23 protein-coding genes and 1 pseudogene are annotated in these 24,882 nt (G+C 60.8%); 12 read left to right on the forward strand and 12 right to left on the reverse strand.

Features of this window, described 5'->3' with window-relative positions:
- Positions 1-111: 111 nt before the first annotated feature.
- Both ACZ2G3_RS19300 and ACZ2G3_RS19305 read left to right on the forward strand, forming a co-directional pair.
- A complete protein-coding gene (locus ACZ2G3_RS19300; protein WP_470400084.1) occupies positions 112-1,557 on the forward strand; it encodes a leucine-rich repeat domain-containing protein in 1,446 nt (481 codons plus the stop codon).
- 296 nt (positions 1,558-1,853) lie between these two features.
- A complete protein-coding gene (locus ACZ2G3_RS19305) occupies positions 1,854-2,516 on the forward strand; it encodes an outer membrane protein (RefSeq protein ID WP_419270783.1) in 663 nt (220 codons plus the stop codon).
- A 99-nt stretch (positions 2,517-2,615) separates the two neighbouring features.
- On the opposite strand, the gene ACZ2G3_RS19310 is transcribed toward ACZ2G3_RS19305, so the two are convergent.
- Positions 2,616-3,185: a recombinase family protein gene (locus tag ACZ2G3_RS19310; RefSeq protein WP_419270785.1), complete on the reverse strand. Its 570-nt coding sequence runs from the start codon at positions 3,183-3,185 to the stop codon at positions 2,616-2,618.
- A gap of 256 nt (positions 3,186-3,441) precedes the next feature.
- Between ACZ2G3_RS19310 and ACZ2G3_RS19315 the strand changes: the two are divergent.
- A pseudogene (locus ACZ2G3_RS19315) lies at positions 3,442-3,609 on the forward strand (helix-turn-helix domain-containing protein); the annotation flags it as partial.
- Between the two features lie 32 nt (positions 3,610-3,641).
- Here the strand turns inward: ACZ2G3_RS19315 and ACZ2G3_RS19320 are convergent.
- Positions 3,642-3,863: a hypothetical protein gene (locus ACZ2G3_RS19320; protein ID WP_419270790.1), complete on the reverse strand. Its 222-nt coding sequence runs from the start codon at positions 3,861-3,863 to the stop codon at positions 3,642-3,644.
- Here ACZ2G3_RS19320 and ACZ2G3_RS19325 point away from each other — a divergent pair.
- The 5 genes from ACZ2G3_RS19325 to ACZ2G3_RS19345 all read left to right on the forward strand — a co-directional run bounded on the left by ACZ2G3_RS19325 (position 3,835) and on the right by ACZ2G3_RS19345 (position 11,473).
- Entirely contained in the window at positions 3,835-4,596 is a 762-nt protein-coding gene (locus ACZ2G3_RS19325; protein ID WP_470400087.1) for an ImuA family protein, read from the forward strand. The two genes, ACZ2G3_RS19320 and ACZ2G3_RS19325, sit on opposite strands and share 29 nt — an antisense overlap.
- Entirely contained in the window at positions 4,511-6,034 is a 1,524-nt protein-coding gene (locus tag ACZ2G3_RS19330; protein WP_470400088.1) for a Y-family DNA polymerase, read from the forward strand. The genes ACZ2G3_RS19325 and ACZ2G3_RS19330 overlap by 86 nt, the downstream gene beginning before the upstream one ends.
- Complete coding sequence (locus tag ACZ2G3_RS19335) at positions 6,031-9,297, forward strand: error-prone DNA polymerase (protein WP_419270797.1); 3,267 nt, start codon at positions 6,031-6,033, stop codon at positions 9,295-9,297. The genes ACZ2G3_RS19330 and ACZ2G3_RS19335 overlap by 4 nt, the downstream gene beginning before the upstream one ends.
- A 123-nt stretch (positions 9,298-9,420) precedes the next feature.
- Positions 9,421-10,287, forward strand: coding sequence for a hypothetical protein (locus ACZ2G3_RS19340; RefSeq protein ID WP_419270799.1), 867 nt, complete (start codon positions 9,421-9,423; stop codon positions 10,285-10,287).
- Positions 10,265-11,473: a hypothetical protein gene (locus tag ACZ2G3_RS19345; RefSeq protein WP_419270801.1), complete on the forward strand. Its 1,209-nt coding sequence runs from the start codon at positions 10,265-10,267 to the stop codon at positions 11,471-11,473. The genes ACZ2G3_RS19340 and ACZ2G3_RS19345 overlap by 23 nt, the downstream gene beginning before the upstream one ends.
- Before the next feature lie 341 nt (positions 11,474-11,814).
- On the opposite strand, the gene ACZ2G3_RS19350 is transcribed toward ACZ2G3_RS19345, so the two are convergent.
- The 3 genes from ACZ2G3_RS19350 to ACZ2G3_RS19360 form a co-directional block, all read right to left on the reverse strand.
- Complete coding sequence (locus ACZ2G3_RS19350) at positions 11,815-12,297, reverse strand: prefoldin domain-containing protein (protein ID WP_470400023.1); 483 nt, start codon at positions 12,295-12,297, stop codon at positions 11,815-11,817.
- Positions 12,298-12,320: 23 nt separating this feature from the next.
- Positions 12,321-13,292, reverse strand: coding sequence for an IS481 family transposase (locus ACZ2G3_RS19355; protein WP_470400024.1), 972 nt, complete (start codon positions 13,290-13,292; stop codon positions 12,321-12,323).
- Positions 13,293-13,359: 67 nt separating this feature from the next.
- A complete protein-coding gene (locus tag ACZ2G3_RS19360) occupies positions 13,360-14,532 on the reverse strand; it encodes a hypothetical protein (protein WP_470400026.1) in 1,173 nt (390 codons plus the stop codon).
- A 521-nt stretch (positions 14,533-15,053) separates the two neighbouring features.
- On the opposite strand from ACZ2G3_RS19360, the gene ACZ2G3_RS19365 reads away from it, so the two are divergent.
- Positions 15,054-15,806: a recombinase family protein gene (locus ACZ2G3_RS19365; RefSeq protein WP_419270805.1), complete on the forward strand. Its 753-nt coding sequence runs from the start codon at positions 15,054-15,056 to the stop codon at positions 15,804-15,806.
- A 71-nt stretch (positions 15,807-15,877) separates the two neighbouring features.
- Here the strand turns inward: ACZ2G3_RS19365 and ACZ2G3_RS19370 are convergent, their stop codons facing one another.
- From ACZ2G3_RS19370 to ACZ2G3_RS19395, 6 genes are all read right to left on the reverse strand, one after another.
- Positions 15,878-16,849, reverse strand: coding sequence for an alpha/beta hydrolase family protein (locus ACZ2G3_RS19370; protein WP_419270808.1), 972 nt, complete (start codon positions 16,847-16,849; stop codon positions 15,878-15,880).
- A 94-nt stretch (positions 16,850-16,943) separates the two neighbouring features.
- The gene (locus ACZ2G3_RS19375; protein ID WP_419270810.1) at positions 16,944-17,864 is read right to left on the reverse strand and encodes a nuclease-related domain-containing protein; all 921 of its coding nucleotides are present in this window, start codon (positions 17,862-17,864) and stop codon (positions 16,944-16,946) included.
- Between the two features lie 15 nt (positions 17,865-17,879).
- The gene (locus ACZ2G3_RS19380) at positions 17,880-18,206 is read right to left on the reverse strand and encodes a hypothetical protein (RefSeq protein WP_419270812.1); all 327 of its coding nucleotides are present in this window, start codon (positions 18,204-18,206) and stop codon (positions 17,880-17,882) included.
- A complete protein-coding gene (locus tag ACZ2G3_RS19385; RefSeq protein WP_419270814.1) occupies positions 18,167-18,664 on the reverse strand; it encodes a hypothetical protein in 498 nt (165 codons plus the stop codon). The genes ACZ2G3_RS19380 and ACZ2G3_RS19385 overlap by 40 nt, the downstream gene beginning before the upstream one ends.
- A 202-nt stretch (positions 18,665-18,866) precedes the next feature.
- Positions 18,867-19,307 (reverse strand): hypothetical protein, encoded by a 441-nt coding sequence (locus ACZ2G3_RS19390; protein ID WP_419270816.1) that lies wholly within the window; start codon positions 19,305-19,307, stop codon positions 18,867-18,869.
- Positions 19,308-19,583: 276 nt separating this feature from the next.
- Positions 19,584-19,871 (reverse strand): hypothetical protein, encoded by a 288-nt coding sequence (locus tag ACZ2G3_RS19395; protein WP_419270818.1) that lies wholly within the window; start codon positions 19,869-19,871, stop codon positions 19,584-19,586.
- Between the two features lie 164 nt (positions 19,872-20,035).
- Here ACZ2G3_RS19395 and ACZ2G3_RS19400 point away from each other — a divergent pair, with 164 nt between their 5' ends.
- From ACZ2G3_RS19400 to ACZ2G3_RS19410, 3 genes are all read left to right on the forward strand, one after another.
- Positions 20,036-20,356 carry a hypothetical protein gene (locus tag ACZ2G3_RS19400; RefSeq protein WP_419270820.1) on the forward strand — a complete coding sequence of 107 codons (321 nt, stop codon included), beginning with the start codon at positions 20,036-20,038 and terminating at the stop codon, positions 20,354-20,356.
- A 12-nt stretch (positions 20,357-20,368) separates the two neighbouring features.
- Complete coding sequence (locus ACZ2G3_RS19405) at positions 20,369-20,587, forward strand: hypothetical protein (protein WP_419270821.1); 219 nt, start codon at positions 20,369-20,371, stop codon at positions 20,585-20,587.
- A gap of 267 nt (positions 20,588-20,854) precedes the next feature.
- Positions 20,855-21,052, forward strand: a complete 198-nt coding sequence (locus ACZ2G3_RS19410; protein WP_419270823.1) for a hypothetical protein — start codon at positions 20,855-20,857, stop codon at positions 21,050-21,052.
- 46 nt (positions 21,053-21,098) lie between these two features.
- Here ACZ2G3_RS19410 and ACZ2G3_RS19415 read toward each other — a convergent pair whose 3' ends face one another.
- Complete coding sequence (locus tag ACZ2G3_RS19415; protein WP_419270825.1) at positions 21,099-24,878, reverse strand: conjugal transfer protein TraG N-terminal domain-containing protein; 3,780 nt, start codon at positions 24,876-24,878, stop codon at positions 21,099-21,101.
- Between the last annotated feature and the right edge of the window lie 4 nt (positions 24,879-24,882).

Below are 24,882 nucleotides of genomic sequence, written 5' to 3' on the forward strand. Positions count from 1 at the left end.
GGCCAGTGCGCGTTCGTTGCACGCTTTCGAAAACAGAGCTTCTGCATTGACGATGCGCAGAATATCAAAAGCGACATACAAGGGAGCCAGGTTGATTTGAGTGACGCAGACATGGCCTTTGCAAAGGCGCAAGAAAAGATCGCAAAGGCCGCAAGGACAGGCGAGAAGGAGCTGCATTTCGGCAGAGACGACTTCCCTGCCCTGGACCGTCTGCCACCAGAGATTGAAAATCTTTCAGGCTTGCAGACCATCACCCTCGACGACACCCAAGTCGCTGATCTCGCACCGCTGGCGGGTTTGAAGGGTTTACAGTCCCTCATTCTCCTCAACACCCGAGTCACCAATCTCGCGCCGCTGGCAGGCTTGACGAGCTTGCAGATCCTCAACCTTTCCGGCACCCAAATCACCGACCTCGCGCCGCTATGGGGCTTGAAGGGCTTGCAGATCCTCAACCTCGGCCGCACCCCGATCACCGATTTCGCACCGCTGGCGAGCTTGACGGGCTTGCAGATCCTCACCCTCGACAGCACCCCGATCACCGACCTCGCGCCGCTGGCGGGCCTGGAAGGCTTGCAGAACCTCAACCTCAACGACACCCGGATCACCGACTTCACGTCGCTGGCGAGCCTGAAGGGCTTGACGACCCTGCAACTCTACGACACCTCGATCACCGACCTCACGCCGCTGGCGGGCTTGAAGGGCTTGACGACCCTCCAACTCTACGACACCCCGATCACCGACCTCGCGCCGCTGACGGATTTGAAGAGCTTGAAGACCCTCAACCTCGACGACGCCCGGATCGCTGACCTGCGCCCGATTGCGGAGCTTGACAAGCTGGGAACGGATCGCAGCAACGGCCTCACTTTCCAGAACACCCCTGCCACCCAACGTGATGCGCAGCTGGCAGAACTGGCGCAGATCAAAGATGATAATGAGCGCACCCGCAAAACGCTGAACTATCTGCGCAGCCTGCCGCCATGGCCCGAGCCCTATGCCCCCTATGCCACCCCCGACGGCGGCTCTTCGCAGCCGATTGGGGGGGCAGTAGACCCGCCCAAGGTAAAGACGGCCAAGGCGCAGATCAGGCATTTGTTGCACTATCCAGCTCTCACACGTCTGACCGCGCAGAAATTTGCGGGCCAGATCAGGACGGCGTTGCGCGACGTTCCTGCCACAAGCGGAAATTATCTGGCCGAACCCCTGCAAACCATGCTGGAATTTGCAGAAGCGCTTGAACATCTTGCGCCTGCCTCTGAGCCCGCTACTGACCCGCTGGAACAAGCGAAGCTAGAGCTGCAGATCGTCCAGCTTGAAGCGCTTGTCAGGCGCCTGACTCAACAATTGCAGGATGAAACCAAAGCCCGCGAAGTAGCCGAGGCGCTGGCAGGCAAGGGAGAGTTCGGGCGCAGCTTTAAGAAAGCCGCAGGCTTGGCCACCGGCACAGCGGCTATAGGGGTGGTGACAGTGGGAGTCCCTGCGGCCGCAGTGTACTTTCTTGGCAATGAACACCTATTGATCCAGTCTTTTTTGACTGTGTTGGGGCGTTTGCCAAAATAGTAATGTTCCACCGTCCGCTCCGTCCCGCATAGCCGCCGCCAGTGCAACCCACGGGCATCGACGAAAAGAGCCCATAGCGAACGTCGCTATCTGTCCCGCGCTCAACCTCTAGCTGCTGACCCCTCAGAAACAACCGTTTTGCGGAGGATGCAGGCTAATGCTCCGGCAACCCGCGGGGCCCAAACCGAAGGCTTTCTCTGTTAAATTCCCCGCGCCTCGAAGAATCGCTCACAAATTGATCGCCCTGACATAACTTAAAATGAGTTTGGGTGAAGAAGAGGGAAAGGGAAAAGTCTATGAAACAAGCGCCTTTGACTGCAGCAGTGGCGATCGCGGCGCTGGCGGGGGGCGCGGGGATGGCGTCCGCTCAGACGCTGTCGCAGGGAGATATTTACGTCAAAGGTTTTGGAGGCACGACCTGGCCGTCGAACTTTGAAACCACCCTCAGGGAGGACGGCGAGCAGATCGCCCGCCCCAGCTTCGACTACGAGACCGGGCATACTCTAGGCGTCGCGGTTGGCGCGGCCTTCACGCCGAATATCTCGATGGAGATCGAATACGCCTACCGCAGCGCCGATGCCGCCATCACGGATCGTGATGAGGATGACGAAAGCGCCAGGGCGGACGGCGACACCTCTGCCAACGCCCTCATGTTCAACGCGATATACATGTTCGACGGGATGGGCGCGACCGGGGCGATCCGGCCCTATCTCGGCGGCGGCATCGGCGGGGTCAACGTGGAGACGAGCGTCCCCGGCCAGAATTACGACGCCGATACGTTGCTCGCTTACCAGCTGATCGGCGGCGTTGGCTACGAACTGAACCCCAATGTCACGTTCTATGCCGAGGGACGCTGGTTCCAGACCGAGTCGGGCAGGTTCGACGGCCCGGGCGGGGATAACTTCGATGGCAAGCTCGAGACCTTCGACCTACTCGCAGGCCTGCGCTACGCCTTCTGAGCCTCTCCATCTGAATTAGTCTACTTCTCGCCCGGCGCACTAAAACATCCGCAGGCGCGGCAAGGATCAAGCGTCCCGCATAGCTGCCGCTCGCCCTATTCAATTTTTATGTCCGCTTCGGGCATCTTTGACCTCCAGTGCCCGATAGACCGTCATGCGGGACACGTCGAGATCGCGCGCAATCTGAGCTTTGGAGACGCCCTGCAATGCCAGCCTGCGGATTTCCGCGTCATCCACCCGCTTCTGTCGTCCCTTGTAGGTTCCCCTGCTTTTCGCCGCTTCGATCCCGGCGCGCTGACGGTCGCGGATGAACTTCAACTCCATGTCGGCCACCATGCCAAGGACGGTGATGACCATGCGGCCCATGTCGCCTGCGGTGCTGACTTCCGGTTCGAGAACACGAAGCGACGCCCCCTTGGCGTCCAGCTCATGCACCAGGTTCAGCACATCGCGCGTCGAGCGACCGAGCCGGTCCAGGCGATGCACGACCAGCTCGTCGCCCACGCGCAGAAACTCTAGAACGGTCGCCAGTTCGGTGCGGTTATCGCAGGACGCGCCGGAACCGATCTCCGAACGAATGATCTCGCAGCCTGCTTCCTTCAGCTTTGCTTTCTGGATGTCGAGGTCCTGACTCGTGGTGCTGATGCGGGCATATCCAATCCGGGGCATGGGCAATCCGTAACGTTAGGGTGGCTGACACCCTGATACTGTCACAAATGTTACCGCGACACTTATATGTGACGTTTTGGGCTGTCACATTTTCCTGTCACCTGCGGGTGTGCCCAAACGTGACGCGACCGGGGATACATCCTCTCGAACTCCAACTTGCCTTCTGGGGTAGCGATCCATTCGATCTTAACAACGAGTTTTGCAAGATGACGGCTTTGCCTCTCCGAGAATGTGCGCAAGTCGCCCATCGACATTCCGAGGTCGGCTCCGAGGCAAGCAGCCCAAGTTTTCTGAGCGCCAGCAGAGGGAGCTCAGGCGCATGCGCGATACCGGCGACTACAGCATCAGCGATTTGGCCGAGCCCTTCTCGGTGTCCCGGCCCACCGTCTACCGCACTCTCAGGCGCCGGAAGACTGCCACCTAGCCTGGAGAAACCCCGCCACGAAGCGATGGAGGTCACAGCCAGCGCATCACCGAAGTGTCAGAAAACCCATTGCGGAAATCAAGGCAACCTTGCAGGTCATTCTCATGCTTTTCTGGCGACGGTACGGTTGCTCCGAAATCCGGCCAGGTTGACACAGCGGGACCAAAGGAACAAAAAGGGAACACACCGCTTTGGTGTTTCACGTCCAGAGGAGCCCGCTCCGTCATGCCGCCCGGCAACAGCAGTTCCGCCATCGCGGCCTTGCGCCAGAAAATCTCCCGGCTCGAGGGCGATGGGGCGCGGGTGCAGGCTGTGCTGCCCTTCGGAGTGGCGGCCCTCGATAAACGCCTGCCGCAAGGCGGGCTGGCCCTCGGCTGCCTTCATGAAGTGGCGGGCGGCGGGAATGGTGCTGTGGATGGCGCGGCGGCCAGTTCTTTTGCCGCCGGTATCGCGGCCCGCCTGCCCGGCCCTGTCCTCTGGTGCGTCACCCAAGCCGATCTCTTCGCCCCGGGGCTTGAGCAGGCCGGCCTGCCGCCCGACCGGGTGATCTACGTGGAAGCGGGCGACGACAGATCGGTTCTAGCCTCGATGGAAGAGGGCCTGCGGCATGGAGGGCTGGCTGCGGTGGTGGGCGATGTGGCGCATCTGTCGATGACCGCGTCGCGCCGGCTGCACCTGGCCGCCAAGGGCACGGGCACCCTGGGGATCGCGCTCAGGCGCTGGCGCAGGCAGGCGGATGCCAGCGACTTCGGCCAGCCCACGGCGGCGATGACCCGCTGGCGGATCTCGGTGCTGCCGTCGACGCCCCTGCCGGTGCCGGGCGTGGGACGCGCCCGCTGGCTGATCGAGCTGATCCGCGCACGGGCGGGCGAATGCCTGGATCTCGAACTGGAGGCATGTGATGGCACGGGTCATCTCGGTCTTCCTGCCGATGTGGCCCGTGGATCGGCTGCGACGGCAGGAGGACGCGTCAGCGCCTTCGGCTGAGGCGCCCCTGATCGTGGCGGGCCGCGTGGGCAACCGGCGTCTCGTGACGGCAGCCTGTCCGGCCGCCCAAGGTGCGGGGCTGCGCGTGGGCATGCCCGTGACCAAGGCGCAGGCCCTGGTCCCCGATCTGCGCGTGGAGCTGGCCAACCCCCGCGAGGATGCCGCCAGCCTGGACCGGCTGGCGCTCTGGATCCTGCAGCGGTTCAGCCCCATCGTGGCCTCCGACCTGCCCGACGGCGTGGTGATCGACTCCACCGGCGCCGACCCTCTCCACGGCGGCGAGGCGGCCATGCTGGAGGCGCTTCTGGGACGCCTCACCCTCTCGGGCATCACCGCCCGCGCCGCCATCGCCGACACCTGGGGGGCGGCACATGCCCTGGCACGCTTTGCGGCGGATCCTGCTGCGACCGCCGACCCCGGCACGACGGAGGCGGCAATCGCCGCCCTGCCCCTTGAGGCATTGCGGCTGCCGCAGGCCGTTGCGGCCGGACTGCGCACCCTGGGCTTCGTCACGATCGGTGACCTCATGTCCCAGCCCCGCGCACCGCTCACCCGCCGTTTCGGGCGTGAACTCTGCCGCCGGCTCGACCAGGCGCTTGGGGAAGCGTCTGAGCCGATCGAGCCGCTCCGCCCGGAGGGGGTGGTGGAGGTGCGTCGGGCCTTTGCCGAGCCCATCGGTGCGGCCGAGACCATCGCCCGCCATATCGGCAAGCTGGTTCCGCAGCTCTGCACGGCGCTGGAGGAAAAGGGCCTGGGCGCCCGGCGCCTCGATCTCCTCTGCTACCGGGTGGACAACCGGATCGAGACGGTGCGCGTGGGGCTCGCCGTCCCGCAGCGCGATCCCAAGCGCCTGACGCGCCTTCTCTGCGACAGGATCGAGACGATCGCCCCCGGCTTCGGCATCGAGATCATGACACTGACCGCTTCCATCGCCGAGCCGCTGGCCCCTCGCCAGGCGGCGACCTCCCTGCTGGAGGAAGAGGCCCCGGACCTCTCGGGTCTCATCGACACGCTGGCCAATCGCGTGGGCGCCCGGTCTGTCTACCGCATGGCGCCGGTGTCGAGCGACGTGCCGGAGCGATCGGTCACGCGCATCGGGGCGCTGGCCGAGCCGGTCGGCGCAGGCTGGCCGGATCACTGGCCGCGCCCCTCGCGCCTCCTGCCCCGCCCCGAGCCTATCGAGACACTCGCGCTGCTGCCCGACCATCCGCCGAACTGGATCGCCTGGCGCGGCGTCCGCCGGCGGGTCCGCTGCGCCGACGGGCCGGAACGGGTCTTCGGGGAATGGTGGAAGCGCGATGCCGAGCTGATCGCGGTGCGCGACTACTTCCGCATCGAGGATGAGGCGGGGGAGCGCTTCTGGATCTTCCGCGCGGGGGACGGGGAGAACCTGGATACCGGGTCGCATCGCTGGTTCCTGCACGGGGTCTTCGGATGAGCCGCTATGTCGAGTTGCAGGTCAGTTCGCACTTCTCGTTCCTGCGCGGTGCCTCCTCGGCCGAGGAGCTGTTCGCCACGGCGGCGCTCATGGGCATCGAGGCCATGGCCGTCACCGACCGCAACTCGCTGGCGGGCATCGTGCGGGCGCATGAGGCCGCGCGGGACACCGGCATCCGCCTGATCGTCGGCTGCCGCCTGGACCTCGCCTGCGGCATGTCGGTGCTGGTCTATCCGACGGATCGCCCCGCCTACTCGCGCCTCTGCCGGCTCCTGTCCCTGGGCAAGTCGCGCGCGGGCAAGGGCAGGTGCCGCCTGGAATGGGCCGATCTGGTCCTCTATGCGGAGGGGCTGATCGCGGTCCTGGTCCCGGATCTCGCCGACGACGACTGTGCCTTGCGGCTGCGTCGCCTGCGCGACACCTTCGGTGACCGGGCCTATCTGGCGCTGACCCTGCGGCGGCGGCCGAATGACCAGCTGCGGCTCCACGAGCTGTCGAACCTCGCAGCGCGTCTGCGGGTGCCGACGGTGGTGACGAACGATGTTCTCTTCCACGTGCCCGGCCGCCGCATCCTGCAGGACGTGGTGACGGCGATCCGTGTGGGCGCGACGGTCGATGCCCTGGGCTTTCGCCGCGAGCGTCACGCCGACCGCTACCTGAAGCCGCCGGCGGAGATGCACCGGCTCTTCCCGCGCGACCCGGAGGCGCTGGCGCGGACGGCCGAGATCGCCGCGCGCTGCCGGTTCTCGCTCGACGAGCTCAGCTACCAGTATCCCGAGGAGCGCGACGATCCGGCCCTGACGGCGCAGCAGACGCTGGAAGCAGTGACCTGGGAGGGCGCGAAGGCGCGCTATCCCGAGGGCATCCCGGATGACGTCGTGGCCTCGCTGAAGCACGAGCTGCGCCTGATCGAAAAACTGGACTACGCGCCCTATTTCCTGACGGTGAACAGCATCGTGCGCTTTGCGCGCGGGCGCGGCATCCTCTGCCAGGGGCGCGGCTCGGCGGCGAACTCCGCCGTCTGCTACGTCCTCGGCATCACCTCGATCGATCCGGGCCGCAACGATCTTCTCTTTGAGCGTTTCGTGAGCGAGGAGCGGCGCGAGCCGCCTGACATCGACGTGGATTTCGAGCATGAGCGGCGCGAAGAGGTCATCCAGTGGATCTACGAGACTTATGGCCGCGACCGCGCCGCGCTGACGGCCGTGGTGATCCGCTACCGCACCAAGGGCGCCCTGCGCGACGTGGGCAAGGCGCTCGGACTTCCCGAAGACCTCATCCAGTCGATCTCCAGCCAGATCTGGTCCTGGTCGGAGGAAGGGGTGAGCGACGAGCAGATCCGGGGGCTGGGGCTCAATCCCGCCGACCGGCGCCTGCGGCTGACGCTGGAGCTGGCGGCGGAACTGCACGGCACGCCGCGGCACCTCAGCCAACATCCGGGCGGCTTCGTGCTGACCCATGACCGGCTGGATGACCTGGTGCCGATCGAGCCCGCGGCGATGCAGGACCGCCAGATCATCGAATGGGACAAGGATGACATCGAGGCGCTGAAGTTCATGAAGGTCGACGTGCTGGCGCTCGGCATGCTGACCTGCATGGCCAAGGGGCTGGAGCTGCTGGCCGGGCACAAGGGCATCCGCCACGACCTGGCCACCATCCCGGCCGAGGATCCGCGCACCTATGCAATGATCCGCAAGGCCGACACGCTCGGCACCTTCCAGATCGAGAGCCGGGCGCAGATGGCGATGCTGCCCCGCATCAAGCCGCGCACCTTCTACGATCTCGTGGTGCAGGTGGCGATCGTGCGGCCCGGGCCGATCCAGGGCGACATGGTTCACCCCTACCTGCGCCGGCGGGAGGGGCTGGAGCCGGTGGAGTTTCCGACGCCGGAGCTGGAGAAGGTGCTGGGCAAGACGCTCGGGGTGCCTCTCTTCCAGGAGCAGGCCATGCGGGTGGCCATCGAATGCGCGGGCTTCACACCGGGCGAGGCCGACATGCTCAGGAAGTCCATGGCGACCTTCAAGTTCACCGGCGGCGTCTCGCGCTTCCGCAACAAGCTGGTGCAGGGCATGATCGACCGCGGCTACGCGCCGGACTTTGCCGAGCGCACCTTCCGGCAGCTGGAAGGCTTCGGCTCCTACGGCTTTCCCGAAAGCCACGCGGCCAGCTTCGCGCTGATCTCCTATGCTTCATCCTGGCTGAAGTGCTGGCATCCGGACGTCTTCTGCGCGGCGCTGCTGAACAGCCAGCCGATGGGCTTTTACGCCCCGGCGCAGATCGTGCGGGACGCGCAACAGCACGGCGTGGAGATCCGCCCGGTCTGCATCAATTCCTCGCACTGGGACTGCACCCTGGAGCCGACCGGGAACGAGAGCCGCTTTGCCGTCCGGCTCGGGCTGCGCATGGTCAAGGGCCTGGCCAACCTTCATGCCGCCGCCATCGTCCTGCAGCGTGCCGACCAGCCCTTCGGCTCGATCGAGGATCTCTGGCGCCGGGTGCGGGTGCCGATTGCCAGCCTCACCCGGATTGCCGAGGCCGACGGCTTCCGCCCTGCCCTGCGCCTCGGCCGGCGCGAGGCGCTCTGGCACCTGAAGGGCCTGGGCGACGAGGAGCTGCCGCTCTTCGCAGCCGTCGCCGGCCGGGAGGGCGAGACGCTGCCCGAGGCCAATGAGCCCGGCGTGGCCCTGCGGCCGATGACGGCGGGTCGCGAGGTGGTCGAAGACTATGGCCATACCGGCCTGTCGCTGCGCCGCCACCCTGTTGCCTTCCTGCGCCAAGGCCTTGCTCGCCGCGGCGCGATTACCTGCGCCGAGGCCATGGCCACGCGCAACCGCCGCTGGTGCAAGCTGGCCGGCATCGTTCTCGTTCGCCAGCGCCCCGGCTCGGCCAAGGGCGTCATGTTCATCACCTTGGAGGACGAGACGGGCGTGGCGAACCTGGTGGTCTGGCCCAAGGTCTTCGAGGCACACCGCCGGATCATCCTTGGCGCCAGCATGATCGGCGTGGTGGGCCGGGTGCAGCGCGAGGGCGAGGTGGTCCATCACGTGGCCCACCGCATCGTCGATCTCTCGGCGGAACTGGCCAGCGTCGGCAACCGCGGCGGCAGCTTCCCCCTGCCCCACGGGCGCGGCGACGAGTTTCACCGCGGCGCCCCCGCGCCGGACCCTCGGGTGGAGGCGACAGAGGGGCCCCGGCCGCGGGACATCTACATCCCGGACCGGCACATCGACAGCGTGAAGGTGAAGGCCAAGAACTTCCGGTGAAATGCGGGCCGCGGGCGAAGGCCTGCCATCGAAAAGCCGGCGCGGGGACAAAGTGTCATAACCTGTTGACCCAACTTCGTGAGCCTGACCATTATGAGGCCCTAAATGGTGAGGTAGCTTTAAGTGGATGACGAAAGCCATGATCACAAGCCCAGCAACAACACCCATAGATCTCTTCGTCAGCTAGTCGCCATTGCCGCATGGTTTAGGAGGCTGCCCGGCGATGAGGCCAACTTCTCCTTCCACGCGAACGCCAGCTTCAGCGAAGAGAGAATTAGCGGCGGCGAAAGCTCAAATATTACGTTCAAGCTAGCGGTCAGGAAGTGCGAAGTAGTATTCCTAGCCCCTTCACGCCGCTACTTCCACATTGCACGCTCTAGTATCCGGTTTCAAAATCCAATTAGCCCGAGCACTGTCCAAACAACAGCAACAAGATCTGCCAAGCTGGGCGTTGGCATTCAAGCAGCGATTTCAGCCGTGTCGGGCGCGTTCGATGGGTCTGCTACTATCGAGAAGAAGAAGGAGACCACGTCGACGCAGGAAGTGAGCGCTTATCACGAGCTTAACAAGCATTCCCGAGATGGACACTGGGCATGGGAGCTTGACGGCAAGTCGCTGCCGAATGGGAGACTGCATGGATCAGTTTGGGATGGAGAGCAGGAACCGCGCCTGGTTCTACAAGACCTGCGTCCTCCCCATGTAGTTCAGAAGGACACGGAGAAGGGCTTTCCTCCCGTTTCACGGGTAGAGGTTCGATGCCTGCGGGAAGACATCGACATATACGAGATCCAGCTTAAAGATGAGGAAGAAAACGGGGCTCTGCTCAGTCGCCCCGGTCATAAGGCCAGAATGAAAGCCGCCGAAGCCTTTTTAAAGGAGCAGATACTCCGGGAAGGTCTGCTGGTCGGGGATCTGTCTGATCGATTTTCGGAGCTAACCATTTATGACGCAACTATCCCCGTCGCTGATGAAGGCGATTTCAACCGCTGAGACCCTTCTGCGCGCTGACACAGATGACCTGCGTGAGCTTGCGGAGATTGCAGGTCAGGACCCAATGATCATGTATCTTGGCGCGGATCTCACGGGAGTTGACCTGCGATCACAAGACGTTTCCTTCCTCGTCGGTCTCGGAACGCAGTTTGAGGGCGCACTTCTAACGGAGCAGCAGAGGCGGCAGCTCCGTAGCGGGAGGGAGCATGAGCGGCAACAGACGAACCGCAAAAAAATGAGAGACGTTCGCTTGGAGATGATCGCGCGTTTTATTGAGCAGAATGCCAATGCAGACATTTCGCCATACTCAGATCAAGATAGAACACCCGTCCCTCATGATTTCGAAGCGCCAATTTCGTTTGAAGATACGCTGCGATCTGTTCTTTTGGACCCCTTTTTGAAATCCACCAGTATCAACCCGGATAATCAGTTCGGGAGCGACTATATGAGCGTTGCTCTTCACCGACTAAGCGGTCACCTTTCAGAGGTATCGATGCCGTTTTTCGGGAAGCTGTTCCAATTGTTTGGTGATATTCAGTGCCCGGTAGATGGTGCAGTAATAAACACGCTCACTCTCCAGTACAAAGCAGAAGCCGGTTCACGGCTCGGCGAGCTAATTGCTCGGATGAGACCGACCCGCGATCTGGACACTTGGTGGATACTCGATAAAGGGGGCTTTCAGTCCATGATCGCTACGGCGGCAGAGCTTTCTCGTCACCGAAAGGTCCATCCGGCAGCTATAGAAAGCTTCGTGAATTCAGTCACCGACGCAAGCATTGTTCTAAAGATGCTTACCGAAGCCGAATATGACCTTCAAAACGACCAAGCTGAGCGAATTGCCTATGCCATCATCGATAAAAAATGGCCCTCTGTAATGGTTCCTGATCTCCTAAATGCCCGCGTGCCCAAGCCGCTCCAAGCAGCGTTCTTCCGTCAGCTGCTTGGACAGGCGGACAGTGCGCGGGTGATGCAGGTTGTTCGATGGCTCGATCAGGATCGCGGAGCAGTTGGAGCTTTATCTCTTGAGAACGCCATTCGAAGCATCCAGGATTTCGCAGCCCTCTACCGCTTGGGGAAAACTCTTCAGCCAAACCTCCGAGGGGGCCAGTTAGATGTGTTGCGCCACCGGCTCTTGCAGTTGGCGGTCAACGCTGAGGAGGTTGCGCAGGCCAAGCGGCTGCGCTGACGGAGAGCCTCACCCCCTGGCTCAGCCAAGCTACCGGACGCACCCGGCACCGGTGAAGGGCCGCTTCCGCAATTTTAGGTGCTCGCCATGCTGCACTGCCGTCAGGCCGCTCTTCGGATGCTGGGCCTAGCTGCCCTTGAGTGAAGAACGTAAGTCTGCAGGTGAGGTGGATGACCGGAAGGTCTCAAAGCGGTCGGAGCAGCGCGTGGGCTGTCCGGCATCTATGCGAGACATTCCCGGCATTCGCCGACATCAACGCCGAAATAGCTGGGTGTCAGTATACGGCGAGCATCTCTCTCGAGCCCACGTGGCTGACACGCTCAGATCTGCGGATCCGTCCGTCACTTTGGCCTGTGGCTGAAAAGAAGGCCAACCGGCGAACTCTTGGCATGATCCAGTGCTGATTTTGTTTCTCGATTCCCCTTCGGAAGATCTTTAAGCTTAGGTAGATCGAAGGTATTTTGCGCCACGAGGGCTCCTAATCCCATGGCCGGAGTTCCGAGCGCCGCTGCTCCAATTTCCAAGGATCCGGTTACGAGCCAGCCTCCAATGTCATGACCGAGAAACTTCCAGCGCTTTTTCTTAAGGGCCTCTATGTTCTGCTTATGCAGGTCGAAAGCTTCTTGAACGTTTGAAACTACTTGATCGGCCGTTCTGTAGAAGCCGTCAGGATTAGCTGCTACTATTTCCGAAATGCCTTTGCTTAGTATTTCTCTGATTTCGGGCATGGCTCCTTGCTTTCGCATTTCTATCAGCGCTGAGGGAGGAGTATTCCCAAGCCACTCGGCATCAGTCGTCGCAGCACGTTGCAGGCCATGCATCATATGAAGTTCTTTGCGATCATAGGCTAGGTGTCACATCCCGCGTGATTATAAGGTCGCTTCTTGAAGATATCCGGCCTTTGCCGCTGCCAATCCTTCAGAGCGTCAATGGGCGTTCGGCCCTTGAGCACTGATTGCGGAAGTTGGCCGTTGTAGAGGCGGACATAGCGATGGATCGTCTGCTCGAGGTCCTCACCGCTGTTGAAGTGGTGGCTTTGCAGGATATCCTCGATCCGGCCGTTGAAGCGCTCGACCATGCCATTGGTTTGTGGGTGCATCGGCGGAGCCAGGCGGTGCTCGATATCGAGGTCAGCGCAGAGGCGGTCGAAGTCGTGGTTGCCTGTGGCAGCACGCTTTCTTAGGCCGAAGAGCCTATCTGTGAACTCCTTGCCGTTGTCCGTGAGCACCCGTGTGATCCGCATCGGGGCGGCGCGCTCCAGGTCGCGCAGGAAGCGGCGGGCGTTGGCGGCCGTCTTCGCCGGATAGATGCGCACGAAGACCCACCTCGTGGCGCGGTCGATGGCGACGAACAGATACCGGCGGCGGTCCTCGTCTGCCATCTGCGGCAGGTATTTCACGTCGATATGAAGGTAGCCGGGCTCGTAGGCCTTGAACGGCTTGTGCGCAGGCCGCGCCACGACGGGTCTCAGTGCGCGCAGGTTACCCGCCCCATGCCGACGCAAGCAGCGATCGAGCCCGGAGCGCGAGACGTGCGGGTTCAGGAACTCGCGCACCACCGACAGCAGGTCGTCCAGCGGCAGCAGCAGCGTCCGGCGTAGCGCCACTGCCACCGCCTCCTGCGCCGGCGTCAGCGTGGTCTGCAACCGATGAGGGGTGTGGCTGCGGTCATGGACGCTGTCCCGGCTTCGCCACTTCCAGACGGTCTGCTCGGAGATGCCGTAGCGCTCCGCCACCTTCCAGGCCGGTTCCGTGCTCGCCTGGATTGCGGCCCGTATCTTTGGTGTCGTTGTTGCCTGCTTGTGAAGAGAGATCAGCATGCTTGCCTCCCGTTTCGAACCTCGCGCAGGATCAATCTTGCCATGAAGAGCGAGGTCCGGCGAGGATCTATGTGATCATCCGGGACGGGACAGCTAGGTTATCTGTGGACTGGTGCGCCAGCGCAAAATTGAAATATCGCCACGAGGTAGGTGCATCAAGAAGTGGAATGCTGCCGAAGTCTCGGCTTCTCTGTAAAATGTCGGTAGCCTGCCCCATGCGCCCAAAGATAATGCCTGTCAAAAAACGTCCTGCATGTTTCGGAGTGACTACCCGCAGGTCGGCGTCCGCCATCGAACGCTTCATCTGAGCCAGGAGGCTTCCTTCCCATTCAACGTCAAAAAGGATCATGTCTTTTCTAACGATCAATTTAACTAGGTCCTCTGGTTCGGCAGCGCCTTTTAAAAAGTCGTCGACTTCATCAATGTTCTCGAACGTGCGGCCGAATGCGGTGGACAAATGCTTCGTGGTATCAGATTTCATCAATGATCCTAGCCACTCACGATTGTCATCATCGAACTTCGTTGGTGGCACTATCGCAACGAGCGGCATATGTTGATCGCATAGAGCTAGCTCCTTGTAGTTCATCAAGTTAATTACATGTTTGGCAAATATATATACAGCCTGCTCTCGGCTGCCAGATTCAAAGACGTGTTGAGATTTAGAAAAAGGATCGTTTAGGGCGATCACATCCAGGTATAGTCCTGAGCTCGATGCAATGTTCTGCTGATAAGATGGAAAAAGATCGCCCCCAAATATCGCCTTTAGTCCATCAAAGTCTTGAAGATGATATTGGCAAACTGCCGTCAAGCTCTCCCAGAAATCATTCAACATTTCCATGCATTTGCGAATTTTTGGAAAAAAATCTTCCGCGTAAGCGGATGACGAACTCAGTGCCAGTCCAACCTCATGAGCGTCCATGCCGCGTTCTCTGGCACCCTCTATAAGCCAGCCCATGTTCAGTTCTAGAAAATCGTAGAATATCTTGTTAATCTCGTAGATCGAGATCTCTGCCTTCATGTCTTCGCGATCCCTCATGACAGACGACATAAAGGCCATCGAGCGAACCGCATCGTCTACCGTGGACAAATCTACCGTTCCGTCCGCCTTCATTTGGACGGCCTCGATGGATGCAGACATTCTGGCGTGGAGATGGGGGGCAAAGTGGATCTTGCCTGCTTTCAACTCCTCAATCAGTATAGCCAGGCGCCGCTGCTGTTCCTTTTCGTATTCTATGTTCATTTCTTGTCCAAAAAGCATAAGTGATTTCCCTGCATTATACCTAATGAACGATATGTAAACAACGACCCGACAGACGTGGCTAATCTGAATGATCTTGACGCACACGTGGTCAAAAAATTGAAAACGCTGCTACCCCATTTTCCGATCTGGTCTCCCGAAGCGGTTCTGGCGAGGCAGATGAAGAGCTTCCACGTTATCGCATCGGGAGGGACAGCCCTATGGCGAATTGCGGCTGTGAGACTATCGCAGCCTTCGGGAGTCAGACGGACCGGACCCGCGAGCGTCAGCAATGAGCTATTCACTTCGAGCGCCGGGACGTCAGTCAGTGTCCGCTTCGTGTTCTACCGGGACTTCTGTTGATGGCAGAGGCTAGCGGCCCAAAGGGACCACTTTCGAAGCGGTCCACACCATGATCACCTTGCGCCATGTGCAGGCCCTTAGGCATAACCCTTTCATGCAAATCACCCATACCCACGCCACGTTCACAGTTGGCAAAAAGCCAGTTTCAGTCGGAGAGCCTGATGAAATATGTCGCCTACTACCGCGTCTCGACCCAGAAGCAGGGCAACTCGGGCCTCGGCCTCGACGCGCAGCGCGACGCGGTGATGCGACATGCCCGCAGCCGCGGCGCCGAAGTGATTGCCGAGTTCACTGAGATCGAGTCCGGCCGCAACTCGCAGCGGCCCCAGCTGCGGGCCGCGCGCTCGATTGCCGTGCGATCAAAAGCCGTCCTTCTGATCGCCAAGCTGGACCGCCTCGCCCGAAGTGTCAGCTTCATCTCCACCCTCATGGCGGATAGCCGGCTTGAGATCGAGGCCTGCGACATGCCGGCGGCGAACCGTCTCTCCATGCACATCATGGCTGCCGTCGCTGAGAATGAGGCCGAGGCGATCTCGCAGCGAACGTCAGCCGCACTGCAACAGGCAATCAAGCGCGGCGTGAAGTTGGGTTTTGCTCATCCGTCCCGGGCCAAGGACGCGGGGCAAGCCAGGCAGCGCGGCGTCATGACCAGCAAGCTCCGCGCCGACCGGTTCGCCGCAACCCTCGGCCCGACGATCGAGACGATGCGGAAGGAGGGACTGACGTTTCAGGAAATCGCAGAGGAGTTCACCAGGCGGCGCTATCCACTGGCCCGACAGCAGAACGTCCATGATGAGCCGGTTTGGAAGCTGCATCGCGTCAGGCAGATCTACCGGCGATACAGCTTTATCGGGCCGCGAGCCTACGGGATGGCGCTGTTGTCTGCGCCAGAGGCAAAGAAGGGCGAGAACTAAGTAAGCCTGGCGATGGCCTCCGTGTCCGCCGATGGTCGCGAAAGAGCCCATTGCGGACGGTCAGCGCCCGCCTATTCCCGATCAATCCTGAGGAAGGAGATGATCATATCGGAGACTTCCTGGTGGACGGCGCGGCGTGCTTCTGTCGAAACGCCACAGAGCGACGGATCGCCCTCTTCCTCAATCAGGATCTCCGGTCCAGCGTCTGTGCAAACGGCGAAAGCGTCTAAAGCGGATGCTTGGGGTATGACAACGGCTTGAGCAATCTCGCCGTCGCCTGATGTTTGACCAGGATCTCCGAGAGAAATCTGCAGCGCGCTCACGCCGGCAGGGACAGCACTTAGAGCGACCGAATACTCGGGGTTCACAGCGATCACCGACGACACACGAAGATCTGGGACCAGCCCTGCCAAGCCATCTGCACTGGTTTCCGACAGGTCTACGCCCTGTGCGGCATACCATCTGCAATCTGGTCCTTCCGCGGTGCTGTCGGCGGCGCAGGAACGCAGATAGCGTGCTTTATCCATCTTTACTCCGGCAACGGAAAGGGCAGCGGTCGCGCCAAGCGCAAATCCTGCAACGGAGACCTTGCTTTCATCAATCCGCGGCCCCCACACTTCGTCAGCCAGCACCAGATCTATGGCACGGCGGATATCCTGTGGCCTCTGCCAGATCTCGTTCACGGCAGTAGTCGCATTGTCCGGCCGCGGCGCATTGACCTCGACAACCACATAGCCTGCTCTAGCTATGGATGAACTGAGCCACGCGCCAGAGTCGGTCGCTGATCGCAAGCCGCCGTGCGAAACCACTACCACAGGGAGTGTTCCTTCCGGAACGGGAGCATCCGAGGCGGCTGTAGCCCCTTCGAAGACAGCATTACCTCCGATAGTGTCCCATGCTTGTTCTTCCGAAGGATACCATATCGAAAGCGATAGAGGCCGGTCGGCCACCGAGGTGTCACGAAGATGGGTAAATCCTGCCGCTGTTTCTGCGAGGTAGGGTGCTGCGGCTAAGATTAGAGCTAAAGAGATGCCGAGCTTCATATCGTGGCTCCATGCGCCGACTGCGGAGATAGATGTGCTCTATCATGCCGTTTCGGCTTTGACAGCTTTGTCCCGCATAGCAGACGCTGGCAAATCAGGTGGTTTTCGCCGCGACCTCTGCCTGGCACTTCCGACACAACCGTTTCCCGTTGAACTTGGCCTTGTTCCTGATGCACCAGAAGTGCTCCGCCTTTGACAGCGGGCCGGTGCATCCTTCGCACTTCATACCGCTGGCAGCGTTCGCAGGCTGGTCAGCGCCGGGCTGCTGCACGGCTGGCTGAACCACTGGCTCCGGTGGGGTCAGGCCAAAGCGCGCGTACCAGTCGAACTCGATCGGCACATGCTTGGCGGCGATCGCTTCTGCGAGATCCCGCAGGTTCTCGCTGGAGATCGTCTTGGCGATCTGCGTGAGAGGGAGATTGTCGAAGGTGTCCTTCAGCGTCCTGTCGAAGGCGTCTGCCTTGATGATGCTGAAGCTGTCGTATTTGCCCTGCATCGTGATCCGCGAGCTGGGCGAGACCATGATGAGTGACTTCAGGGCAGGCTGCATCTTGAAGCCGAGCCTGGTCGGCAAGGGGAAGTCTTCGGTGCGAAGCAGGTCCGACAGGACGGCGATGTGCTTCCGGTTCTGCTCTGCCGGCGAGGGAATAGCACGTGGTATCTTGCCATAGAAGGCAGTGAAATCACCCTGTTGATCGACTGCAAGCCCTGCGTTGTAGTTCTTGCTCTCACAAACGAACCCCCAAAGCGTCCAGTGCAGCACCAGGTGGTCGATCTGGGCAATCCTGCCTCCGACATCCAGCCTGAGGTCATGGATGACGGCGAGCTTCCTGCTGTCCTTGCAGGTAAAGTCGATGTGGTAGGCCGACGCCTTCTCGCCGGCGACACCGATCCGGATCGCCTTGATCTGTTCTTCGACCCTCCCCTTGGTCGCGGACGGCAGATCCTTCCTCTCGGCAATCAGGTTCAGCACCTCCAGATCGCGCTCACGCGCGTCGGCCTCTTTGATGATCATGAAATATTCTTCTCGTTAAGCGTCGGTTGGGAAAAGGGCGAGCTGATGCTCCGCAAGGTCAAAACCTCTCGCAGCAATGGCGCGCTTCAGCTGCGCGAGGCCGTGGACAGCGATGTAGCCGGCGCCATGCCGCAGCATGATCTCATGGACTGTCCCGAGTTGGGTCAGGCAGATCCCGCGCGAGGTGATGACGTCCTGAAGCCCGGCAGAAAGCCCTTCCTGCCGGACATGCTCTTCGAGCAGCAGCTGCGCGCAGGCTTCCGCCTGATCAGCAATGGCCGCCTCGCCGGGACGCGGTGACATCAGCTCATCCGGTTCTGCGGGATGCGGATGATCCTCCATTCCGGCTCGGCCGGCATGTCTTCCAGCGCTGCAGCATAGCCCAGCCCCATGGACGACATGTGGAACACGTTGGTCATCAACTCGCCGTCGCCGACGCTGAAGATCCTTCGCGTGTAGCTGCTCTGCATCTTGACGCCGTTCACGGTCTTGATGGCGCTGAGGTCGAAGGCCAGGACCCCGTTGCCACCGTAGGTGAAGTGCAGCGCCATCTGCTGACCGTCGAGACTCTTTTGTCCGTGCCAGGTCAGCAGCATGAAGGGCCGCGTGAAGTAGCTATCGGTTCCGAATTTCTCGGTCCGGGTTGGCCTGCCCTTCTTCTCGATGTCGCTGCCAAGAAGCTCGAATGTCGGCCGAAGGGCATCCTCGCAGACCCTCTCCCAGATGCCGTCCTCAGTCACGCGCTTCAGGCGATTGGGGACGCGGGCATTGAGGTCGATGATCTTGGTGTGGTCGTTCATGTCGGCCTCCTTTGGAAATGCTCTCCTGCAGCGTGAACATGAGTTCCAGCTAGGCAGCACATTCCAGCATTGGAAGGCGACATTTATGCGGCGGTGATTTTAACGGGCAGTGCTGTGGCGCACTCGCAACGAAATCTGCAATACCGCTAATATCTGAGAATTACTGGGATAATCATTATCTCTCTGACACTCAGAGAGATGTTCAGGCCATGATGTTGCCGAACCCGTAGAACGCATCCATATCCGAGCAGGACTCGACAGTCTGCGCAACTGCCTCGGCCGGAACGACCTTGGGCGAGTAGATGTCAGGCCAAATCTCTTCTATCGGCGTCTCGACTTCATCGGCGATCTTCTGGCGCAGCGCGTCGGCGGTCTTGGTGCCGTAGATCGCGGCCGTCAGAACCCGATAGGTGACGCCGAACTTCTCCTGGAGATACCCGAGGTCGAACCCCTTGTCCTTGCAAAGCGCCCGGACACGCATCCGGGGCGGCAGTTTCTCCCATGCAGCCGGTTTCAGCTTACTAGCGGACGGCACGGCATAAGGACCTGTCTCGTAGGTCTTGCGCCCGCTGTATTCGAGATATTCGGGACTCCAGACTTCGTAAGGATCGAGGCCCAGGGCCTCGGCCACTTTCTTGCGCATCTTGATCGTTGCGGGGGTCACGCCTGTCGAGCATTTGACGGCCGACGCCAGCTTCTCGTGCCTAAAGTCCAAGTCCTTAGCGAGGGAAGGGTAAGTAGCTCCCTGCTCCCTCATGATTTGGCGGATAAGATTATGAGACTGTTCGGCGGTAGGCTTTGACGTCATGACCCGAGCGATGCTTTCCTGTCATTGCTTATGTTTAGCAAGGTAATGCGGCGAACGCGTCGGCGCTACTTGTCCTAACCAACAAGTTTTTCAGGGCTTTTATACCGGAAATCAACTGAAACGCCTCTTGTCTGCACAGCCGGGAGTGTAATCCGCGGGCCAGAGCGCGAGAATGCTTTCGATCGAAGTGGAGAGATCATCATAGACCGCATCGAGTTGTGCGAGCCTGGGAAGGTTTCGATCCTCAATGGCATCGCGCATCTGTCGGAGAAGGTGGCCGCGCGCCTCGCACAGTTCATCCAGGTCCTGCTCGGTATAGATGCCATCCTCGCAAAGCCGCAGCTGCGACATGTCCCGGGTCGATACACCTTCAAGTTGCGGCTCGAAAAAGATCTGCATGACAAAGTCCTTGGCTGTGCCACCCGGCGAGCGAGTGCTAAATCAGGAGGAGACGCCAAGATTAACCGGCATTCTGCTCTGAGACTGAGGGATAAAGAAGCGTGAGGGTCTTGAGAAGACATAAACACCACCTGAGGTTGGCGTGCCTCGCTCTCTCAGCAAGCATGACACTTTTCGCGGGAACGGCGGACGCGCAGGTTCCGTCCGGGTACGAGGCCGAGGATCCTTATGCCGGCGAGCGGTTGTGCTTCCGACCCGTCCCCCCGGATCGGCTGGACTATCCCGATCGGGAGGAGTTTTACGTCGAGAAGGAGAAGTATTTTCGGCAAAGCTCGATCTACATCGACTGCATTGACCAGTGGGTCGAGGACGCCCGGCGGACCTACATGGAGATGTTTCGGCAGGAGGCGCAGAGCTACCTGGACGAACGGAAAGACGTCATGGAAGAACTGCGTATCTTCGGGCAAGAACAGCGCGGTCACTAGTCGAGGTTCATCATGTCACAATCCATCCCTTCCCTGCCCTATAGTGGCGGCCACGGCCGTGCGCAGATGCTGGTCGTGAACCGGACTCCGTTCCGGGTGCGCCTCGCGCTGTTCCTGATGCTCCTGCTCATCGGCTATGTCGCCTTCTGCGTGGTGAGCTTGTCTCCTTATGCGAAGCAGGAGTTTATCAACACGTTCCTGAGCCCGATCTTCAGGCTCTTCGGATCCTGAGATCCGTCAGCTGCGGCACCAGTGTTAGAGCCGCGGCGCTCGCAGGCGACTGCTTAGACATCAAGTTGTGCGCCGATACCCCATCAGGCGCCTTGAGCTGCCGGCCGACGCTGGCCGTCGCGCTTTCAGCTGAGCTACCCCATCCCGCCGCGCCAAATCTGCCACGGCGGGATGCGTGGAGATTAAGGGAAGGAGCCTTGCGATAATTTTCGTGCTATAGAGGCGATCTACTCCTATCTGACAGGAAAGAGCATCACGGAGATCGCCATGATCGGGATTATCAGGAAGATCCAGAACTACTTCGCGGATCAAGTAGACCTACAGCAGCACTTGAAAAATGATCAACCTGCCGTTGCCCCCTCTCCTGTACGAGATCAGTTTGGTGCGCCTTTCAACAGTCCTGGCGATGTTCCGACTATTGCTTACGCAGCAGAAGATTTTGGCCGCGCCTACGGCGTAAATTAAAGAACGCCCTGGCGGAGCCAGGGCATTCTTCACTCACGTCGCCTTTTTATGCCCGGCCCAAGACACTTGCGAACTCATTCGCCGACGTCAGCGAACGGTTGGTCCCCACGCCTTGGTAGACGCTCTGTCCTGCCCCGGCACCGCTCAGCTTCGGCATCGATGCCCACTCGCCAGCCACGTTGTTCCCGAACTGATCAAGGCTGATATGGCCATTCTGGTAGTCTGACAGCCCTCGCCCCTCTAGCAGATGCAGCGCCATGCGGTCCTGCATGGCCGCGTCGAAGGTCTCGTTGCCCGTCAATCCCATTTGGTTGACTAGGGTGTCTAAGGTGCCGCTGATGATCTGGTAGCCGCCGGCGGCCGAGGACCGTTCATTGAAGGGAATGCCGCGGCTGATTTGCTCCTTCAGCGTGGCATTCTGCCAATCTCGCACCTCGTCGATCGTCATGGTTTCCAGCGGCCGCGATGGCTCCACGCGCGATCCCCTGAAATAGTCCGAGTAGCCGTTCGGTGCTTCGTGCTGGCGAATGAAGCCCAGCAGCCCGCCGATGAAGCCGCTAGGATCATGAGACGATCCCCCATTGCCCTGCCACGACACGTCCTTGCCTAGCGAGTTCAGATCCTTACCCGTGGCAGCCTCAAGTTGGCTTTCTAAGCCGCCGATCATGGCCTCCTGCTGGCCGCGCAGGATGCTCGAATGCATGGTAGTGTCGTTGGTGCCCAGCATGGCGAGGGCGGTCAGCCTCTCCTGCGTATCACCGGCCCCGAACCCCGGATTACGGTCGATTATGTCCTGCCGCTCCTTCTCAAATTGCGAGGCCATGGCCTCGTCGCCGGCGTTGGTCGCGCCTGCCAGGAACTGCGTTGCCACCATGAAGCGGGCCACGTCATTGTCCGCCGTAGTCAGTCCCGACGCATTCAGCTGCTGCATCCGGTCTTCGAGCATTTGCGGTGCGCCCTTGCCCTCACTGAACCAGCCTTCATCCTTGTTGTCTCGGTAGCTCTGGTAGACATCGCTCTCTCGGATGGAGTGATTGTCGCGGTAGAGGTTCTGGATCGCCCCCTTCCAGCCAAGCTCGCGCCTGGTTTCCAGGAAGGACATCGCATCTGCGTCGATCGGGCCAAATTCTCGATCCAGCCTTTCCCGGGCGGTGGACAGGATGGCATTCCCCTGCCCCTCCGAGATTTCCTCTGCCCGGCCGCCCATCAGCGCAAAGAGGCTGTCTACCGCGCTCTTTGGATCGCCTGCAGTTGGGATCTGCGCGAGGGCATCCTCCACCGTCTCCTTTTCAAGCGCCACGCCCGAGGACACTCTTCCGAAAAGTGCATCGACCCGGCTTGGATCGGCTGCTTGGCTCGCGCTCAGGTTGTCCATCGATACGTCAGCCGCCGCGCCCACGAAGGCGGAGTAGCCGGTCCGGAGCATCAGTTCATCGCCCACGGCGTTCAGGACGTCCATACGCTCGTGTGCATCAGGCCCGCGGTAGGGGTTCCCGGCCATGCCCTGCATGACGTAAAGGGCCGACATCGCATACTGGGCATCCTCGTTGTGCTTGCCGAAGGTTCCCTCGAGTTTTTCCTGGTTCCTAAAGAGGAAGTTGTCGACCTGATTGGAGATGCCGCTGTCATGGACAGCTTTCACCAGATCGTTCATCAGATCGGGGTCACGGGCGATCTGGTTCGAGACCTTGATCCCGTCCCACTGCCGAGCCATCTGGCGCCCGGTGATCTCGCTTTCTGTCATGGCCTTGGCCTGCGTGTCCGACCTGCTGACAGACGTGCCTTCCACATACTGCTCACCGGTCTGTGCCGTTTTGCGGCGATCGTTGCTCTCGCTGCGGTTCTCGCTCGTCGTCTCAGATTTTCCGTAACGGAGCGAACTACCTACTTCTTCACGGGTCGAAGCTGATTGGTCGAGATTGACGCCAACACCGAAGTTTTCATCAGCTTTCTTTTGGTCTAGCGATGAATAGTCACGTCCCGCTGAAATGCCTGCACCCCCAGAAACTCCTCCACCGCTTCCCAAAGCCTTCAAGCCCGCCGAACCTTGAATACCTGCTTGGGCAGTGCCCGAGATGGAGTCCCGAACGTTATCGCTGTAAGAGTGGCCTACGCTTTGCCCCATTTGAGCATCGACGCGGCCACCCGTCGCCGCTCCGATTGACGACGTGCCGCTAGACCCCGCCGCCCAATCGTCTGTCGCCGTTTTCGTGCTGGCAGCTGAGGTTCCCACCGTATGGGCTGCGGCCACACCCGATGTTGTACTGCCGGATCTCGATCCCGTTGCCGCGTATTGCGCAGCCTCGGTCATGGTCACGCCTTCACCGAGCCGCCGGTCATAGGAGAAGGTCACGCCGGCAAAGGTTTCCTTGGCGGCATGGCCCTCGTAGCCCTGGTTTGGCGAATAGCTAAAGGGCGAGTGGAAAGATGTCAGCGCGTTGCGCGAGAGCGTGTCGGGGGCATTCTTCTTCGGATCATAGTGATTGGCGCCGGTCAGGTCGCGCTGGATGTTCGAGGCAAGGATCGCCGAGGATCCGAATACCAGCCCCATTGACAGTGCCGTTGCCATCGAGAGGTGGACATAGCCCACGTCCTGCAGCCGCAGAACCTCCAACATGAAGCTGTTGTAGGTGGCGACGGTGGCCGTGCTGGAGATCGCGACCGTCTTCAGCTTCACGTCCAGGTAGTCCATGACGATCAGCAGCGTTGGATACCACAGCTGCACCCAAACCAGCATCCAGAAATATTTCACGGCCATCTTCGCGCCGATCGCGCCGAGCATGAGGATCAGGAGCGCAAGTGGGAAGAGGGAGAATGACCAGACCTCGATGAACTCGATAGTGTGGCCGATCGTCTCAAAGATCATCGCGGCAGCGCCGAAGTTCTTTTCGCGCTTTTGGGCCAGGGCATCGTTGAGCGCAGCCTGCTGTGAGCCGCCGCCCGCTGCCTGGGTGATGTCTCCGGCGATCATCTGCAACGCGTGGGAGAACGCGGCCGTCTTGTAGAACTCAGCCGGGTCGTCGATGACGGATTCAAGTGCCGCTTGGTAGCGCCCGCCCGTCGTAGTGTCGCCTTGGTATTTGCCAAAGGCTAGGCCGACGGCATCGTTCAGCCTCTCCTGAAAGTCACTGCTCTCGAAGCCTGCCATCAGCCGGTCAAAGAGGGTGCCGCACTCATAGGTCCGTCCGTCTGAGGCTGCAACGGTTCCCGGCGCCTGATCGATCCGCATGTCACTGATCGGCCGCGAGCGCAGTACCGGAAGGCGCACATCGGAGCCGGCCACCTTCGCCTTCCACTGCAGGCAGGTCTTCATGTAGTTTGAGACATCGCTTGTCGGTGACAGACCGTTGGAGAAGGTTGCGGCCGGACCTTGGAACTCCGGCTGCGTGATGACCTGGGTATAGACAACCGGTGCGCGCAAAGAGATCAGGTGGCCGTTGTCCATGGTGATCGCGTAGTCGTCTAGGCCTAGGTATCCGGTCATCAGGTTGCTGGCACCGACGCCCAGATGTGTAATGAGCGAGATCGGTGCTGCGAAGCCGATAGGAAGGTCATTGACGCGGGCAAGCCCGCCCCGTGTGTCCTCGATCACCAGATCAACGCGCGGCAGCAGCATCAGGACAGAGACGATGATCGGCCACATGAAGGTTGCCGGGTTCAGCTGTCCTCCCTTCAGGAGCGAAGCAAAGATCGCGACGATAATCCCGATGATCGCGCAGGTCTTTGCGGCCACGGCAAATGTACCCCCGCCGAGCGCCATGGCGATCTGGCTGAGGATCTGCGTGAGGGTGGTGACGTCGCCATTCAAATAAGCAATGAGTTCCATCACC

Source organism: Paracoccus sp. KKT209 (assembly GCF_055635455.1).